Annotated in this window: 12 protein-coding genes and 2 rRNA genes; 8 read left to right on the top strand and 6 right to left on the bottom strand. The window is 67.4% G+C overall.

Features of this window, described 5'->3' with window-relative positions:
• A 23S ribosomal RNA gene (locus WDC87_RS05590) occupies positions 1 to 97 on the top strand; the annotation flags it as partial.
• A 126-nt stretch (positions 98 to 223) separates the two neighbouring features.
• Positions 224 to 338: ribosomal RNA gene (gene rrf, locus WDC87_RS05585) — 5S ribosomal RNA — on the top strand.
• A 365-nt stretch (positions 339 to 703) separates the two neighbouring features.
• Here the strand turns inward: rrf and WDC87_RS05580 are convergent.
• The 3 genes from WDC87_RS05580 to hemH all read right to left on the bottom strand — a co-directional run bounded on the left by WDC87_RS05580 (position 704) and on the right by hemH (position 4,913).
• Positions 704 to 2,809 (bottom strand): methyl-accepting chemotaxis protein, encoded by a 2,106-nt coding sequence (locus tag WDC87_RS05580; protein ID WP_072168853.1) that lies wholly within the window; start codon positions 2,807 to 2,809, stop codon positions 704 to 706.
• 290 nt (positions 2,810 to 3,099) lie between these two features.
• Positions 3,100 to 3,954, bottom strand: a complete 855-nt coding sequence (locus tag WDC87_RS05575) for an alpha/beta hydrolase (protein ID WP_065177800.1) — start codon at positions 3,952 to 3,954, stop codon at positions 3,100 to 3,102.
• On the bottom strand, positions 3,951 to 4,913 hold the full coding sequence (gene hemH, locus WDC87_RS05570) for a ferrochelatase (RefSeq protein WP_065177801.1): 963 nt from the start codon (positions 4,911 to 4,913) through the stop codon (positions 3,951 to 3,953). Before hemH ends, WDC87_RS05575 begins: the two co-directional genes overlap by 4 nt.
• A gap of 165 nt (positions 4,914 to 5,078) precedes the next feature.
• On the opposite strand from hemH, the gene WDC87_RS05565 reads away from it, so the two are divergent.
• The 4 genes from WDC87_RS05565 (at position 5,079) to tatC (ending at position 7,498) form a co-directional block, all read left to right on the top strand.
• Complete coding sequence (locus WDC87_RS05565) at positions 5,079 to 5,972, top strand: YSC84-related protein (RefSeq protein ID WP_061480672.1); 894 nt, start codon at positions 5,079 to 5,081, stop codon at positions 5,970 to 5,972.
• Positions 5,973 to 6,047: 75 nt separating this feature from the next.
• On the top strand, positions 6,048 to 6,275 hold the full coding sequence (gene tatA / locus WDC87_RS05560) for a Sec-independent protein translocase subunit TatA (RefSeq protein ID WP_005420453.1): 228 nt from the start codon (positions 6,048 to 6,050) through the stop codon (positions 6,273 to 6,275).
• A gap of 15 nt (positions 6,276 to 6,290) precedes the next feature.
• The gene (gene tatB / locus WDC87_RS05555; protein ID WP_072168854.1) at positions 6,291 to 6,752 is read left to right on the top strand and encodes a Sec-independent protein translocase protein TatB; all 462 of its coding nucleotides are present in this window, start codon (positions 6,291 to 6,293) and stop codon (positions 6,750 to 6,752) included.
• Complete coding sequence (gene tatC, locus WDC87_RS05550; protein ID WP_005420449.1) at positions 6,749 to 7,498, top strand: twin-arginine translocase subunit TatC; 750 nt, start codon at positions 6,749 to 6,751, stop codon at positions 7,496 to 7,498. The genes tatB and tatC overlap by 4 nt, the downstream gene beginning before the upstream one ends.
• A gap of 76 nt (positions 7,499 to 7,574) precedes the next feature.
• On the opposite strand, the gene WDC87_RS05545 is transcribed toward tatC, so the two are convergent.
• Genes WDC87_RS05545 through WDC87_RS05535 form a run of 3 tightly spaced genes read right to left on the bottom strand, consistent with a single transcriptional unit; the run spans position 7,575 to position 11,089 of the window.
• Positions 7,575 to 8,486: a BPSS1780 family membrane protein gene (locus WDC87_RS05545; RefSeq protein WP_072168855.1), complete on the bottom strand. Its 912-nt coding sequence runs from the start codon at positions 8,484 to 8,486 to the stop codon at positions 7,575 to 7,577.
• 49 nt (positions 8,487 to 8,535) lie between these two features.
• A complete protein-coding gene (locus WDC87_RS05540) occupies positions 8,536 to 9,282 on the bottom strand; it encodes a glutamine amidotransferase (protein WP_072168856.1) in 747 nt (248 codons plus the stop codon).
• On the bottom strand, positions 9,254 to 11,089 hold the full coding sequence (locus tag WDC87_RS05535; protein WP_252744790.1) for a GspE/PulE family protein: 1,836 nt from the start codon (positions 11,087 to 11,089) through the stop codon (positions 9,254 to 9,256). The genes WDC87_RS05540 and WDC87_RS05535 overlap by 29 nt, the downstream gene beginning before the upstream one ends.
• An 83-nt stretch (positions 11,090 to 11,172) precedes the next feature.
• Between WDC87_RS05535 and glyQ the strand changes: the two genes are divergently transcribed.
• Positions 11,173 to 12,084 carry a glycine--tRNA ligase subunit alpha gene (glyQ, locus tag WDC87_RS05530; protein ID WP_049412007.1) on the top strand — a complete coding sequence of 304 codons (912 nt, stop codon included), beginning with the start codon at positions 11,173 to 11,175 and terminating at the stop codon, positions 12,082 to 12,084.
• An 87-nt stretch (positions 12,085 to 12,171) separates the two neighbouring features.
• Complete coding sequence (gene glyS, locus WDC87_RS05525) at positions 12,172 to 14,247, top strand: glycine--tRNA ligase subunit beta (protein WP_252744791.1); 2,076 nt, start codon at positions 12,172 to 12,174, stop codon at positions 14,245 to 14,247.
• Positions 14,248 to 14,347: the final 100 nt, after the last annotated feature.

Raw genomic sequence — 14,347 nt, 5'->3', positions numbered from 1 at the left:
GAAGGAACCATGTAGACTACGTGGTTGATAGGTCAGGTGTGTAAGTACAGCAATGTATTGAGCTAACTGATACTAATGATCCGTGCGGCTTGACCATATAACCTCAAGTTGCCTTGGCTTTACGACAGCGTCGTAAGAGCATCCAAGTGCACGCTACGTCACAAGAACTATGCGAGGCTGGCGCCTTGTCCCACAGGGACGAGTGCGACGCTCCAAAAGCCTCCCTGGTGAAATTAGCGCTGTGGAACCACCCGATCCCATCCCGAACTCGGAAGTGAAACGAAGCTGCGCCGATGGTAGTGTGGCTCAAGCCATGCGAGAGTAGGTCATCGCCAGGGTTTATACCCAAAACCCCGCTGCTGACGCAGCGGGGTTTTTCTTTGTGCGCAGGAAACGTGGGTAGTGCCGACCGCTGGCCGGCAACCCGATGGCGTTACATCGCCCGGTGGATCCACGCCATGCGTGGATGCCGTCCACGAGGAAGCATTGCGCCAACCAAGGTTGGCCGCTACCAATCGATTGCCGGCCAGCGGCCGGCACTACCGGTAGATCCACGCCGTGTGTGGATGCGGCGCCAAACAGGGCTGGCCGCTCCTCACGGCAGATCCGGAAGCGGACTTTTCCTGACCCATCACGCAGAAGCAGGCAAAAAAACGGCGCCCTGCGGGCGCCGTCTTGACCAGGATCGCATTGCAGGCCCGGATCAGGCGGCCCGCGGGACCTCGTGCGGTTCCTGCTGGCGGAACACCGATACCGCCTCGGTAAGCGTCCCCGCCTGCGACTGCAGCTCGCGTGCGGCCGCGGTGGCTTCTTCCACCAGCGCCGCGTTCTGCTGCGTGGCCTGGTCCATCTGCACCACGGTCTGGTTGATCTGCTCGATGCCGGTCGACTGCTCCTGCGACGCTGCGGAAATTTCGCGCATCAGGTGGCTGACATCCTCCACGCCGCCGGCAATGCCCTGCATCCGCTTGCCGGCGTCGGCCACCAGCTGGGCACCTTCGCCCACCTGCCGGCCTGCCTCATCGATCAGCTTTTTGATTTCCTGTGCGGCGGCGGCGGAGCGCTGCGCCAACACGCGCACCTCGCTGGCCACCACGGCGAAGCCACGACCCTGTTCACCGGCACGCGCGGCTTCCACCGCCGCATTGAGCGCGAGGATATTGGTCTGGAAGGCGATGCCGTCGATCACGCCGGTGATGTCGCCGATCCGCTTCGAGGCGCCTTCAATCGCCTGCATGGTGTCGACAACCCGCTGCATCGCGGTGTTGCCATCACTGGCGGCGCTCTGCGTGGACGCAGCCAGCTCACTGGCCTCGCGCGCATGCGCAGCATTCTGGCGCACGGTGGCGGTCAGCTCCTCCATCGAGGCAGCGGTTTCCTGCAGGTGCGCCGCCTGGCGCTCGCTGCGCTCGGACAGCGCACCATTGCCTGCAGCGATCTCGCTGGCGGCGGTACTGATCGAGGCTGCGCACTGCTGGATGCGCCCCACCATGCGCGCCAGCTGGCCGGCGGTGGCGTTGGCATCGCGCTGGATCGCGGCGAAGGCACCGTGGTACTCACCGCGCATGCGCCGATCAAGATCGCCGTTGGCCAGCGCCGAAAGCATCTGCCGTACTTCATCGACGGTGCTGCCCAGCGTATCGAGCAGCTGGTTGATGCCACCGGTCAGGCCATCGAGGAAGCTGGCGCCTTCGGTTGCCTGCAGGCGCTGGCCCAGATCGCCGGCAGCGGCAGCAGCGACGATGCCGGCCACGGCGTTCTCAAGCGCCAGCTCCTGGGTACGGTCATGCCATTCCACGGCGAAGCCGAGGCGCATGCCCTGTGCATCGAACACCGGGGTGACCACCTGGGCGAAGTGCACCGGGCCGATCTGTACCTTGCCGTTGTGGCTGGTCTGCAGGCCATTGAGGATGGCGCGGATGCGGTCCGGGTTGGCATGGAAGCGATGGATGCTGCTGCCGACCAGGCGTTCGGCATCGAAGTCAGGGAAGGCCTGGCGCAGTGTCGCCTGCTGGTTGCGCAGCAGAGCCACCACCGAGCGGTTCACATAGCGGATCACGTGATCGTTGTCGGCGATCATCATCGCAGTGCGCGAGGCATCCAGCGCCTGGCGGATCTGCGCATTCTCGGCATGCGCCGCCGCCTCGAGTCCACGCTGGGTCTGCACGTGGCGTGCAGTGTCGGCCAGGGCGTGGGCGAGTGAACCCGGTGCATAGGCGCTGGTGTCGGCATGTGCACCAAGATCGGCACCGGTGGCAATGTCGCGTGCCAGCGCGGCAAGCCGACGCGGGCCGTGGCCAAGGGCCTCGGTCTGCTGCCGAAGGCGCAGTGCGACCTGGCCGAGGAACAAGGTCAGGCCCGCGAACATGCTGGCCTGCAGCAGCGTTGGCCACAGCGCGGCACCGTCCTGCAACGGCGCCAGCAGCGCGAGCGTGCCGATGCCACCGGCCAGCCATACCGGCAGGCGATCACGATGGCTCAACAGCACGCCCAGCAGCAGTGCAATCGGCAACGCCGGTGACAGGCCCGTGATCGCGCACAGCCCTGCCAGCTGCAGCGACAACAACAGCGCCAGGCCATTGCGGGTGACGCAATGGCCGGCCTTGGGACCGGCCAGCCATATGGCAGGCAGCACAGCGGCCGCAACCAGCGAGGCGGTCAGGGCATGAGGCCCGCGCAGGGCCAGCACCAGGCCGGCCACCGCCAGTGCCGCACTGCCGATCAGCAATCGGCGGTCAGCGCGGTGGGCGAGCTGCTGCAGATGCGGCAGGCGGGCGGTATCGGGGGGACGAGTGGATGCAGCGGACATCGGCGACTCCTGGATCAGCAGACGGCTACGGCCACACGGTGGCGCACGCACGAGTGCGTGGCCAGGGCATGGACCGGGAATTCGGGGAATGCGACGCAATCAACGTCGCGCAGACGGGGCGCCGTGACCACATCCTGTGGGTGACGGAGCAATGGAGCGGGCATGCGGACTTCCTTGCAGGACCAGACACACGCCGCAGGCCCGACCGGGCCCACGTGCTGCGGACGCAGTGGCCCGCAACCGATGTATCGGCCGCAACTGCGCAGAATGAAGTGCGCGGACGCTGCGACTCAGCCGGCGTTGTCGTTGCCGAGGAAGCGCAGGATCACCCCGGCGATGCGTGCCGGGTCTTCCATATGCAGGTGGTGGTTGCCGGGAAACACGGCCAGCCGTCCATCACGCAGGTGCTGCAGGCGATCACTGCGCATCGGCTCGGGATAGTAGGACTGCGCCGGCGTGGCATAGATCACCTGCGTCGGGCAGGCGATGGCCTGCAGCAGGTTGTCGATCTGGCCTTCGCTGAGGCGGATCGCGGTGGGCAGCATCAGGCGCGGGTCGCTGCACCAGCGGTAGCCACCTTCGACCGGTTCCACGCCGCGCTCGACCAGCAGCCGTGCGCAGGGTTCGCTGAGCTGGTTGGTCATCATCCGCGCGCGGATCGGCGCTGCCAGATCGGGAAACACGCGCAGCTGCTTGCGTGCCAACGCCCGCGTGGCGTTCACATGCTCGCGCAGGCGATGCGCCGTTTCTTCCTCGGGACCGCGCAGGCCGCCGAGTGCTTCGATCGCCACCAGCCGATCAACACGGTCGCTGACCGAGGCGGTAAGGCTGGCAATGCCGGCACCCATTGAATGGCCGAGCAGGCTGAATCGGTCCCAGCCCAGCGCGTCGGCGACATCGAGTACGTGGCAGATCGCGGCGGCCGTGGTGTAGCTGGCACCCGCCGGCAGGTGTGCGCTGTGACCGTGGCCGGGCAGATCGATGGCAACCAGCTGCAACGCCGACAGGTGCGGCGCCAGCGGCACGAAGCTGGCGGCGTTGTCGAGCCAGCCATGCAGGGCCAGCACGCGTGGGCCGCCGCCGTGGTTGCGCAGGCCGGCGACGCGTGCGCCCCCGACCTGGAGTTCAAACGGTTGCAGGCTCATGCCAGCGAGGACACGGCCAGCCGTGCCAGGGCGCGTGCATGCTCCGGCTCGGCGTTGAGGCAGGGGATGTAGCGCATCGTCGCACCGCGCTCGGCCAGTGTTTCGGTGAAGCCCAGCGCAACCTCTTCCAGCGTCTCCAGGCAGTCGGTGGCAAATCCGGGGCAGACCACGTCGATCTGCTTCACGCCGGACTCGGCCAGCGCCCACAGGCTGGGCTCGGCATACGGCTGCAACCAGCGCTCGCGGCCGAAGCGCGACTGGTAACCCATCTGCCAGTCGTCCTTGCCCAGGCCCAGTGCATTGGCGATGGCCTGCGCACTGGCCTCGCAGCGCTGCGGATACGGGTCGCCCGCGTCGGCCAGGCGCTGCGGGATACCATGGAAGGAAAACATCAGTTTCTGACCGCGACCGTGCTGTTCCCAGTAGCGGCGGATCGATCCGGCTACGGCCTCGACCCAGCCGGGATCGACCGAGTAATCCCGCACCAGGCTCACGGTCACGCCCGGGTTGCGGCGCTGCCACGCATCGACCCGGTCTTCGACCGAGGCGGTGGTGGTGGTGGAGTACTGCGGGTACAGCGGCAGCACCACGATCCGGCGCGCGCCGTCGGCGGCCAGACGGTCGAGCTCGCCGGCCAGCGCCGGTTCGCCGTAACGCATCGCATGGCGCACCGTCAGGGTCGGCAGCAGGGCCTGCATGGCCTGCGCCAGCTGGCGCGTATGCACCATCAGCGGTGAGCCGTCGGGCAGCCAGACCTGGGCATACTTGGCCGCCGACCGGCCACTTCGCAGCGGCAGGATCAGCCCGCGCAGCAGCGGCTGCCAGAGCAGTGCCGGAATCGCGACCACGCGCGGGTCGGACAGGAATTCGGCCAGGTAACGGCGTACGGCGGGGGCCGTCGGCGTCTCGGGCGTGCCTAGGTTGACCGCCAGCACGGCGGTATCGGGTGCGTCGAGCATGGGCGATATTGTCGCCTATCCGGCGCCGCACCGGGATGCAGGGTTCGGATTGCAGGCATAGCGCGCATCAATGCGGGCAGGGAACGCTCATTGGGGATTCATGGCAACACCACTAATTTCAGTCACTTGCTATATCTTCCTATGGACTGACTTCTGGAGCCTGCCATGCGTCGCCCGATCCAAGCCCTGCTGATCGCCGCCAGCCTGCTGTCCAGCCAGGCCATGGCCGGACCGCAGGAAGACCAGCGCGCCCGCAACGCCGTGCGCGTGCTGGCTGAAATCCAGGAAATTCCTGAACAGGGCATTCCGGATAAATTGCTCGACGAAGGCCGCGCGGTCATCGTCATTCCCGACACGATCAAGGCCGGTCTAGTCATTGGCGGTCGCCGTGGCCACGGCCTGATGTCGGTGCGCATGCCCAATGGCGCATGGTCCAACCCGGTGTTCGTGAAGCTCACCGGTGGCAGCATCGGCTTCCAGGCCGGCGTGCAATCTTCGGATGTGGTGCTGGTGTTCCGCAACGACCGCAGCCTGGACAATCTGGTCAACGGCAAGTTCACGCTCGGCGCCGATGCCGGCGTTGCCGCCGGTCCGGTCGGCCGCAATGCCGCCGCCGCCACCGACGGCCAGCTGAAGGCCGAGATCTGGTCCTGGTCGCGTGCCCGTGGGCTGTTCGCGGGCGTCGCGCTGGATGGTGCGGTGCTGCAGATCGACGATGCCGCCAACCTTGACGCCTACGGCAGCAACACCACGCCGCGCATGATCTTCGAAGGTCGCGCCGCCGGTGCGCCGTCGATGGACGTGGTCGCCTTCCGTGATCGTCTGGAAGAGGCCACCTACGCCGCCCGCAACAACCGCAACGGCAACGGTGGCAGTGCACCGCGTCCGGCGGCGACCCCGGCGGTTGCGCCGGCGCCTGTTCAGGCCGCGCCGGCCGCCCCAACCGAAGCCACCACCGCGCCGCTGCAGAACGTGCCGCAGAACCCGCCGCCGCAGCAGCAGGGCTTCCAGCCGGTCAACGACGGCGAAATCCGCACGGAAACGCTGGGCGGAAACTGACTTTCGTCACGCGCGCCGGCTGACACCCGGTGCGCTATGCTCGACAGCCTGATCACTAACGTAACGAGCGTCTTTATGGGCAGTTTCAGCATCTGGCATTGGTTGGTCGTGCTGGCCATCGTCCTGCTGGTGTTCGGCACCAAGCGCCTGACCAGTGGCGCCAAGGACCTCGGCTCGGCGGTCAAGGAATTCAAGAAGGGCATGCGCGACGAAGACAAGCCGAACGCGCAGCTGGGCGATGAGTCGCGTAGCCAGGACGCCTCGCGCACCGCGCAGGACGAGCACGACCGTAACGCTCGCTGATCCGGAGCGGTTGCGGTGTTCGATATCGGCTTCAGCGAACTGCTGGTGATCGCGGTGGTCGCCCTGGTGGTGCTCGGTCCCGAGCGCCTGCCCAAGGCGGCCCGCTTCGCCGGCCTGTGGGTGCGCCGTGCCCGCAATCAGTGGGATTCGGTGAAACAGGAACTGGAGCGCGAACTGCAGGCCGAGGACATCAAGCGGCAGATGCAGGACGTGCGCCAAGGCATGCAGGACACCGAGAACCAGCTGCGCGCCAGCGGTGAAGCGATCCGTCGCGAAGCGCAACAGGCGCAGCAGCAGGGCGATACGCTGGCGCAGGAGGTTCGCGCACCGGCGCCTGCGGATCTGCCGCCGCATATGAGCGCTGCGCCCGATGCCGATGCGCCGGCACAGGAGAGCGTTGCTCCCGAGCCGACGCCGGCGACACCCCCTGAAGCCGGTGCGCCGCCGCCGCAGAGCAGCCCGGAGCGCCAGCCATGAGTGAACAGGATTTCGGCGAAAGCTCGCTGGTCGAACATCTGGTGGAGCTGCGCGGCCGCCTGGTGCGCGCATTGCTGGGCCTGGGCGTGGTGCTGCTGGCGCTGCTGCCATTTACCCAGAAGCTGTACAACGCGCTGGCCGAACCGCTGGTCTCGCAGCTGCCCAACGGGCAGACGATGATCGCGACCAATCCGGCCGGTGCCTTCTTCGCGCCATTGAAGCTGACCTTCTTCGTGGCCCTGTTCGTGGCGGTGCCGTGGCTGCTGTACCAGCTGTGGGCCTTCGTCGCCCCGGGGCTTTACGCGCGTGAGAAGCGCCTGGCGGTGCCGCTGCTGGTGTCTTCGGTACTGCTGTTCTACACCGGCTGTGCCTTCGCCTACTTCCTGGTGCTGCCGGCGGTGTTCCATTTCCTGACCACCTTCAGCCCGGACGTGATCGCGATCACCCCGGATGCGAATGCCTACCTGGATTTCGTGCTGGCGATCTTCTTCGCCTTCGGTGGCAGTTTCGAACTGCCGGTGGCGATGGTGATCCTGGTCCTGCTGGGCTGGGTGACGCCGCAGCAGTTCAAGGAAGGACGTGGTTACGCGATCGTCGGCATCTTCGTGCTGGCGGCGGTGCTGACCCCGCCGGACGTGGTTTCGCAGCTGATGCTGGCGATCCCGATGTGCCTGCTCTACGAGCTGGGCATCCACGCCGCACGCTGGCTGGTGCCATCGTCGGCGGTGAAGAAACCCGCCGCCTAAAAAAGGGGACGGAGGGGATTAAGTCGTTATCGGCACAGTGGCACAAACGACTTAATCCCCTCCGTCCCCTTTTTCGTCAGGCGTGGAAGATGTCGCTTGAGGCCGGGGTGGTCGGGACCGGCGGTGCTGCGCGGCTGCCACGGTGCACGAACATCTGCTTCCACGCGGCGTAGACCGCGCCGACATACAGCGGCATCAGCACCGTGGTCAGCACCAGCTGGGCGATGAAGGCGGCGGCCAGCGGGCCTCCGATCAGCATCGCGATCTGGATCACGATCACGAACAGGATGTAGATGCAGAACGCGGCGATCAGGCCGAGCACGGCGAACACGATCATCGCGCCGATGTTCTCGATGCAGCCCTGCAGGCTCAGGCGCAGCGCGTGCATGCCGCTCTGCTTGTCGAACACCACCAGCGCCGGCTGGGTGAACATCGCCAGCGAGAGCGCCACCGCGCTCAGGAACACCAGCAGCATCCACAGTGCGATGCGCTTGGCCGGCAGGTTGGCGACCAGCGCCGCGGCATCGTCCGGCTTGATCTGCTGGCCACTGCGGCTGATCTCTTCCATCTTGGTCATGACCTCGCTGAAGGCGGTGAAGCCTTCGCGGCCGATCATCATGAACAGCAACGCGCCCAGCAGCAGCACCGCCAGCACCTGGATCGCCAGCGGCACCAGCAGGTGGCTGACACGGTGGTCGCGGATCGGCTGCAGCAGGTGCGAGGACAGGCCCGGGCGGCCTTCGTCGATCTCACCCACGGCGTAGAGCATGCCGCCGAACATGATCGGCGAGATGGCCAGGGTCATCAGCTGCACGGCCATGCCGGCGGCGCCGGGAATCAGCGTCGACAACAGGGTGACCACCCAGCTCACCAGCAGCCAGGCCAGGCCGATCCTGGCCAGCTGCAGCGGCGCACGCCGATACAGCGAGAACGTATCCAGCAACCACTGGGCGCCCGCCGAGGCCGGCAGCTTGCGAATCTCTTTCATGGACATCCGGGAAGGACAGGAGGGGACGGGCGGTTGCCCGTGCCGCTGATTATCCCTGTTTTGCCGCCGGCTGGGCTGAAGACAGCCGCGCCTGTCGGACGAAGCGGCGCAGCAGCTGGCGGGCCAGCGGTGCGGCGCTGACTGCGCGCTCGATGCTGCGCGCACAGCCGCCGTGGCGGCCGATGCAGTCGGCGCGGGCGCGCACGTAGCCGCGCATGTGGTGGGTGGCGAATTCGGGGTGGAACTGCACGCCCCAGGCCTGGCGCCCCCAGCGGAACGCGTGGCAGCCATCCAGCGGCGAGCGTGCCAGCACCTCGGCACCGTCGGGCGCGCGCAGCACGGTCTGCAGGTGGGTGGCGTGGGCGGCAAAGTGCTGCGGCAGGCCCTGGAACAGCGGATCCTGTGCCGCCTGTGGCTGCAGCTCCAGCTCGATCGTGCCGGACTCGCGCCCGGCCGGGTTGTAGGCCACCTCACCGCCCAGCGCATGCGCCAGCAGCTGGTGGCCGTAGCAGATGCCGAACACCGGCAGGCCGGCGTGGACGGTCTGGCGCAGCCACGCCGCGCTGCGCTCGCTCCAGTCGGCGTGGTCAGTAACGAAGGCGGCCGAGCCGGTCACCAGTACGCCGGCAAAACCGTGCGGATCGGGCAGGGCGCCACCGTGTTCGACATCGACCACCACCGTCTCGTGCTCTTCCAGCCCGGCGGCGACGCGGATCCAGTGCGGAAAGCGCCCGTAGCGGCGCAGCGACGGTACCGGGCGGCCGGTTTCAAGGATCAGGAAGGGGGCTGGGTTCATCCGGGGGCGGCAGCACTGACAGGACTTCCTCGATTGTAGTCAGCCCCTGCGCCACCTTTTCAAGCCCGGCCTGGCGCAGGGTTCGCAGCCCTTCAGCGCGCGCGGCACGGGTGAAACCGGCCAGATCCATGTCGGCGCGGATCTGCCCGCGCAGCCGCGAGCCCAATGGCAGCAACTCATACAGGCCGATGCGGCCGAGGAATCCGGTGCGCCGGCACTCCAGGCAACCGACCGGACGACAGGGCGTGGCGGCATCTGGATATGCAGCCTGGCTATCAGCGAGCACCGCCCAGTCGGCAGCACCAAGGGTGTGCGGCTGCTTGCAGTGCGGGCACAGGGTACGCACCAGGCGCTGGGCGAGGATGCCGTTGAGGGTGCTGGCCAGCAGGTAGTGCGGCACGCCCAGGTCGAGCAGGCGGGTGACCGCCGACGGTGCATCGTTGGTGTGCAGGGTGGACAGCACCAGATGGCCGGTCAGCGAGGCCTGCACCGCCATCTGCGCGGTTTCCAGGTCGCGGATCTCGCCGATCATGATGATGTCCGGGTCCTGCCGCAGCAGGGTGCGCACGCCGCTGGCGAAGTCCAGGTCGATGTTGGCCTGCACCTGCATCTGGTTGAACTCGGGGGCGATCATCTCGATCGGGTCCTCCACCGTGCACACGTTCACGTCCGGCGTGGCCAGCCGCTTCAGCGTGGAATACAGGGTGGTGGTCTTGCCCGAGCCGGTCGGGCCGGTGACCAGCACGATGCCGTGCGGGCGCTCGACCAGTGCATTCCAGCCAGCGGCCTCCTGCGGGCTGAAGCCGAGCTGGTCGATGCTCTTGAAGGCGGCATCGGGGTCGAAGATGCGCATCACGCACTTCTCACCGAAGGCGGTGGGCATGGTAGACAGGCGCATCTCGACCTCGCGGCCACCCGGCGAGCGGGTCTTGATGCGGCCGTCCTGCGCGCGCCTGCGCTCGGCCAGGTCCATGCGGCCGAGTACCTTGATGCGGCTGACCACCGCGGTCATCACTGCCGGCGGCACCTCGAACACCTTGTGCAGCACACCATCGATGCGGAAGCGCATGCGTCCCATCTCGCGGCGCGGTTCCAGGTGGATGTCCGAGGCGCGCTGCTCATAGGCGTACTGCAGCAGCCAGTCGACGATGTGCACGATGTGCTGGTCGTCGGCATTGACGTCGCCGGTGCGGCCCAGCTCGACCAGCTGCTCGAAGCTGGGCAAGGTGGTGTTGGCCTCGCCGCGGACGTCGCCACGCGCGCCACGCACCGAACGGGTCACCCCGTAGAACTCCATGATGTAGCGGTGCAGGTCGAGCGGATTGACCACCGCCAGCTCGATGCGGCGGCGGGTCAGGTGCTGCAGGTCGCGGCGCCATTCCTGCACCAGCGGCTCGCTGGTGGCCACCAGTACCCGTTCGGCATCCACTGCCAGCGGCAGGAAGCGGTGGCGACGGGCATAGGCGTGGGAGACCAGCGCGGTGACCGCAGCGACGTCGACGCGGGTCGGATCGATGCGCAGGTAGCGGTTGCCGGTGCGTTGGGCCAGCCATTCGGTCAGGCGTTCCAGGGTCAGTTCGCCGCCGTCGCGGGTGGCCAGCTTGAGGTTGGACAGCAGCACCAGCGGGTGCACTTCACTGGCATTGCGCGCGCCCTGTGCGGAAAACCGCATGCGCTCGCGGTCCTGCTCGGCCACCAGGTCATCGGCGACCAGAGCCGCGGCAATCTGCTCGAAATGCAGCCGTCCCCAGGGCAGCGGGACGCCGCCCGCCTCGCCGGGCGTGCCTGCCGGCAGCCGATGTTCCATCTGCCTGCTCCTCCCGGGTACGGAATGCCCCGCAGGTCGGCCGTTATACTAGCGCACCCCCTTGCCGGCCAAGACTCGTACGCATGTCCGCGACCCCGACCGTTCCGATCACCTTCCAGGGCCTGATCCAGACCCTGAACCAGTTCTGGGCCCAGCAGGGCTGCGTGCTCATCCAGCCGCTCGACCTGGAGGTGGGCGCCGGTACCTTCCACCCGGCCACCTTCCTGCGTGCGATCGGTCCGGAAAGCTGGAATGCGGCCTACGTGCAGCCGTCGCGGCGCCCGACCGATGGCCGTTACGGTGAGAACCCGAACCGCCTGCAGCGCTACTACCAGTACCAGGTGGCGATGAAGCCGGCGCCGGACAACATCCAGCAGCTGTACCTGGATTCGCTGAAGGCACTGGGCATCGATCCGCTGGTGCACGACCTGCGCTTCGTCGAGGACAACTGGGAATCGCCGACGCTGGGCGCGTGGGGCCTGGGCTGGGAAGTCTGGCTCAACGGCATGGAAGTGACCCAGTTCACCTACTTCCAGCAGGCCGGTGGCCTGGAATGCCGCCCGGTGCTGGGCGAGATCACCTATGGTCTCGAGCGCCTGTGCATGTACCTGCAGAACTGCGACAACGTCTATGACCTGGTCTGGACCTACGGCCCGGACGGCCAGCCGGTGACCTACGGCGACGTCTACCACCAGAACGAGGTGGAGCAGAGCACCTACAACTTCGAATACGCCGACGTGGACGAAATGTTCCACCGCTTCGATGCCTGCGAGCGTGAAGCGCAGAAGCTGGTGGAAGTGGGCCTGCCGCTGCCGGCCTACGAGCAGGTGATGAAGGCCAGCCACACCTTCAACCTGCTCGATGCGCGCCGCGCGATCAGCGTGACCGAGCGCCAGCGCTACATCCTGCGCGTGCGCGCGCTGGCCCAGGCGGTGGCCAAGGCGTATTACGAGCAGCGCGAGAAGCTGGGCTTCCCGGGTGCGAAGAAGGCCTGACCGCCTTCCTGCACCGTCGCGCTTTTCATCAACTACCCGGGGCGCCGGACGCGTTGCGCGCTGCGCCCCCACCACAGGATCGAACCGATGAGCCAATTGTTCCCCCTGCTGATCGAACTGGGCACCGAGGAGCTGCCGGTCAAGGCGCTGCCGGGCCTGGCCCAGGCGTTCTTCGACGGTGTTGTCGAAGGCCTGCGCAAGCGTGGCGTCGCGCTGGAGCTGGGCGATGCCCGCCCGCTGTCGACCCCGCGCCGGCTGGCCGTGCTGCTGCCGGGCGTCGGCCTGGAACAGCCGGAACAGCACAGCGAAGTGCTGGGCCCGTACCTGAACATCGCGCTGGATGCCGAAGGCCAGCCGACCAAGGCCCTGCAGGGCTTCGCCGCCAAGGCCGGGATCGACTGGACTGCGCTGGAGAAGACCACCGACAACAAGGGTGAGCGCTTCGTGCACCGCGCGGTGACCCCGGGCGCGAGCACCGCCAGCCTGTTGCCGGACATCCTGCGCGAGGCGATCGCGGCGATGCCGATTCCCAAGCCGATGCGCTGGGGCGACCACGCCTGGGGCTTCGCCCGCCCGGCGCATTGGCTGGTGCTGCTGCACGGCGCCAACGTGGTCGAGGCCGAACTGTTCGGCCTGCAGGCCGGCCGCGCCAGCCGTGGCCATCGTTTCCACCACGACCAGGTCGTGTCGCTGGCGCAGCCGCAGGACTACGTTGAAGCGCTGCGCGCCGCGTTCGTGCTGGTCGACCCGAGCGAGCGCCGCGCGCGCATCGTCACCGAGGTCGAGGCCGCTGCAGCCGGGGCCGGTGGCAGCGCCCGCATCACTGAAGACAACCTGGAGCAGGTGGTGAACCTGGTCGAATGGCCGTCGGCGGTGCTGTGCAGCTTCGAACGCGCCTTCCTGGCAGTGCCGCAGGAAGCACTGATCGAAACGATGGAGATCAACCAGAAGTTCTTCCCGGTGCTGGATGCCGCCGGCACGCTGACCGAGAAGTTCATCGGCATTGCCAACATCGAATCGAAGGACGTGGCCGAAGTGGCCAAGGGCTACGAGCGGGTGATCCGCCCGCGCTTCGCCGATGCCAAGTTCTTCTTCGACGAGGACCTGAAGCAGGGCCTGGTGTCGATGGGCGACGGCCTGAAGACGGTGACCTACCAGGCCAAGCTGGGCAGCGTGGCCGACAAGGTGGCGCGCGTGGCCGCACTGGCCGAAGTGATCGCAGCCCAGGTCGGTGCCGATCCGGCGCAGGCCAGGCGGGCTGCCGAGCTGGCCAAGAACGACCTGCAGTCGCGCATGGTCAACGAATTCCCGGAATTGCAGGGCATCGCCGGCCGCCACTACGCCGTCGCCGGTGGTGAATCGGCCGACGTAGCACTGGCCATCGACGAGGCCTACCAGCCACGCTTCGGTGGTGACGACATCGCGCTGTCGCCGCTGGGCAAGGTGCTGGCCATCGCCGAACGCGTGGATACGCTGGTCGGTGGTTTCGCTGCAGGCCTGAAGCCGACCGGCAACAAGGATCCGTTCGCGCTGCGCCGCAATGCGCTGGGCCTGGCCCGCACGATCATCGAAAGCGGCTTCGAACTGGACCTGCGCGCGCTGATGGCCAGCGCCAATGCCGGCCTGGCCGCGCGCAACGTGCAGGCCGATATCGGCGAGCTGTACGACTTCATCCTCGACCGCCTGAAGGGCTACTACGGCGACAAGGGCGTGCCGGCCACGCACTTCAACGCGGTGGCCGAGTTGAAGCCGGCCTCGCTGTACGACTTCGATCGCCGCCTGGATGCGATCGGCACCTTCGCCGCGTTGCCGGAGGCAGAGGCGCTGGCCGCGGCCAACAAGCGCATCCGCAACATCCTGCGCAAGGCCGAGGGCGAGATTCCGGCGCAGATCGACGCGGCACTGCTGCAGGAAGATGCCGAGCGCGCGCTGGCCGAAGCGGTGACCGCCGCCATCGATGACACCGGCGCCAGCCTGCACCAGAAGGATTATGTGGCGGTGCTGGCACGCCTGGCGCGCCTGCGTCCGCAGGTCGACGCGTTCTTCGATGGCGTGATGGTCAACGCGGAAGATCCGGCACTGCGTGGCAACCGCCTGGCGCTGCTGACGATGCTGGGCGAGCGCCTGGGCAAGGTGGCGGCGATCGAGCATCTGTCGAGCTGACGCCCGTATCGGTAGTGCCGGCGTTGTCTATCGGGGTCATTGCCGACATCGTGGACGATGCCGGCATCCTGATTGGTCGGTTGCGACAATCGACACTTTG

Source organism: Stenotrophomonas maltophilia group sp. Smal12 (assembly GCF_037079935.1).
GTDB classification, from domain to species: Bacteria; Pseudomonadota; Gammaproteobacteria; order Xanthomonadales; family Xanthomonadaceae; genus Stenotrophomonas; species Stenotrophomonas sepilia.
Note: the sequence above shows the minus strand (reverse complement) of the source record. Positions and strands in the feature narration are given on the sequence as shown.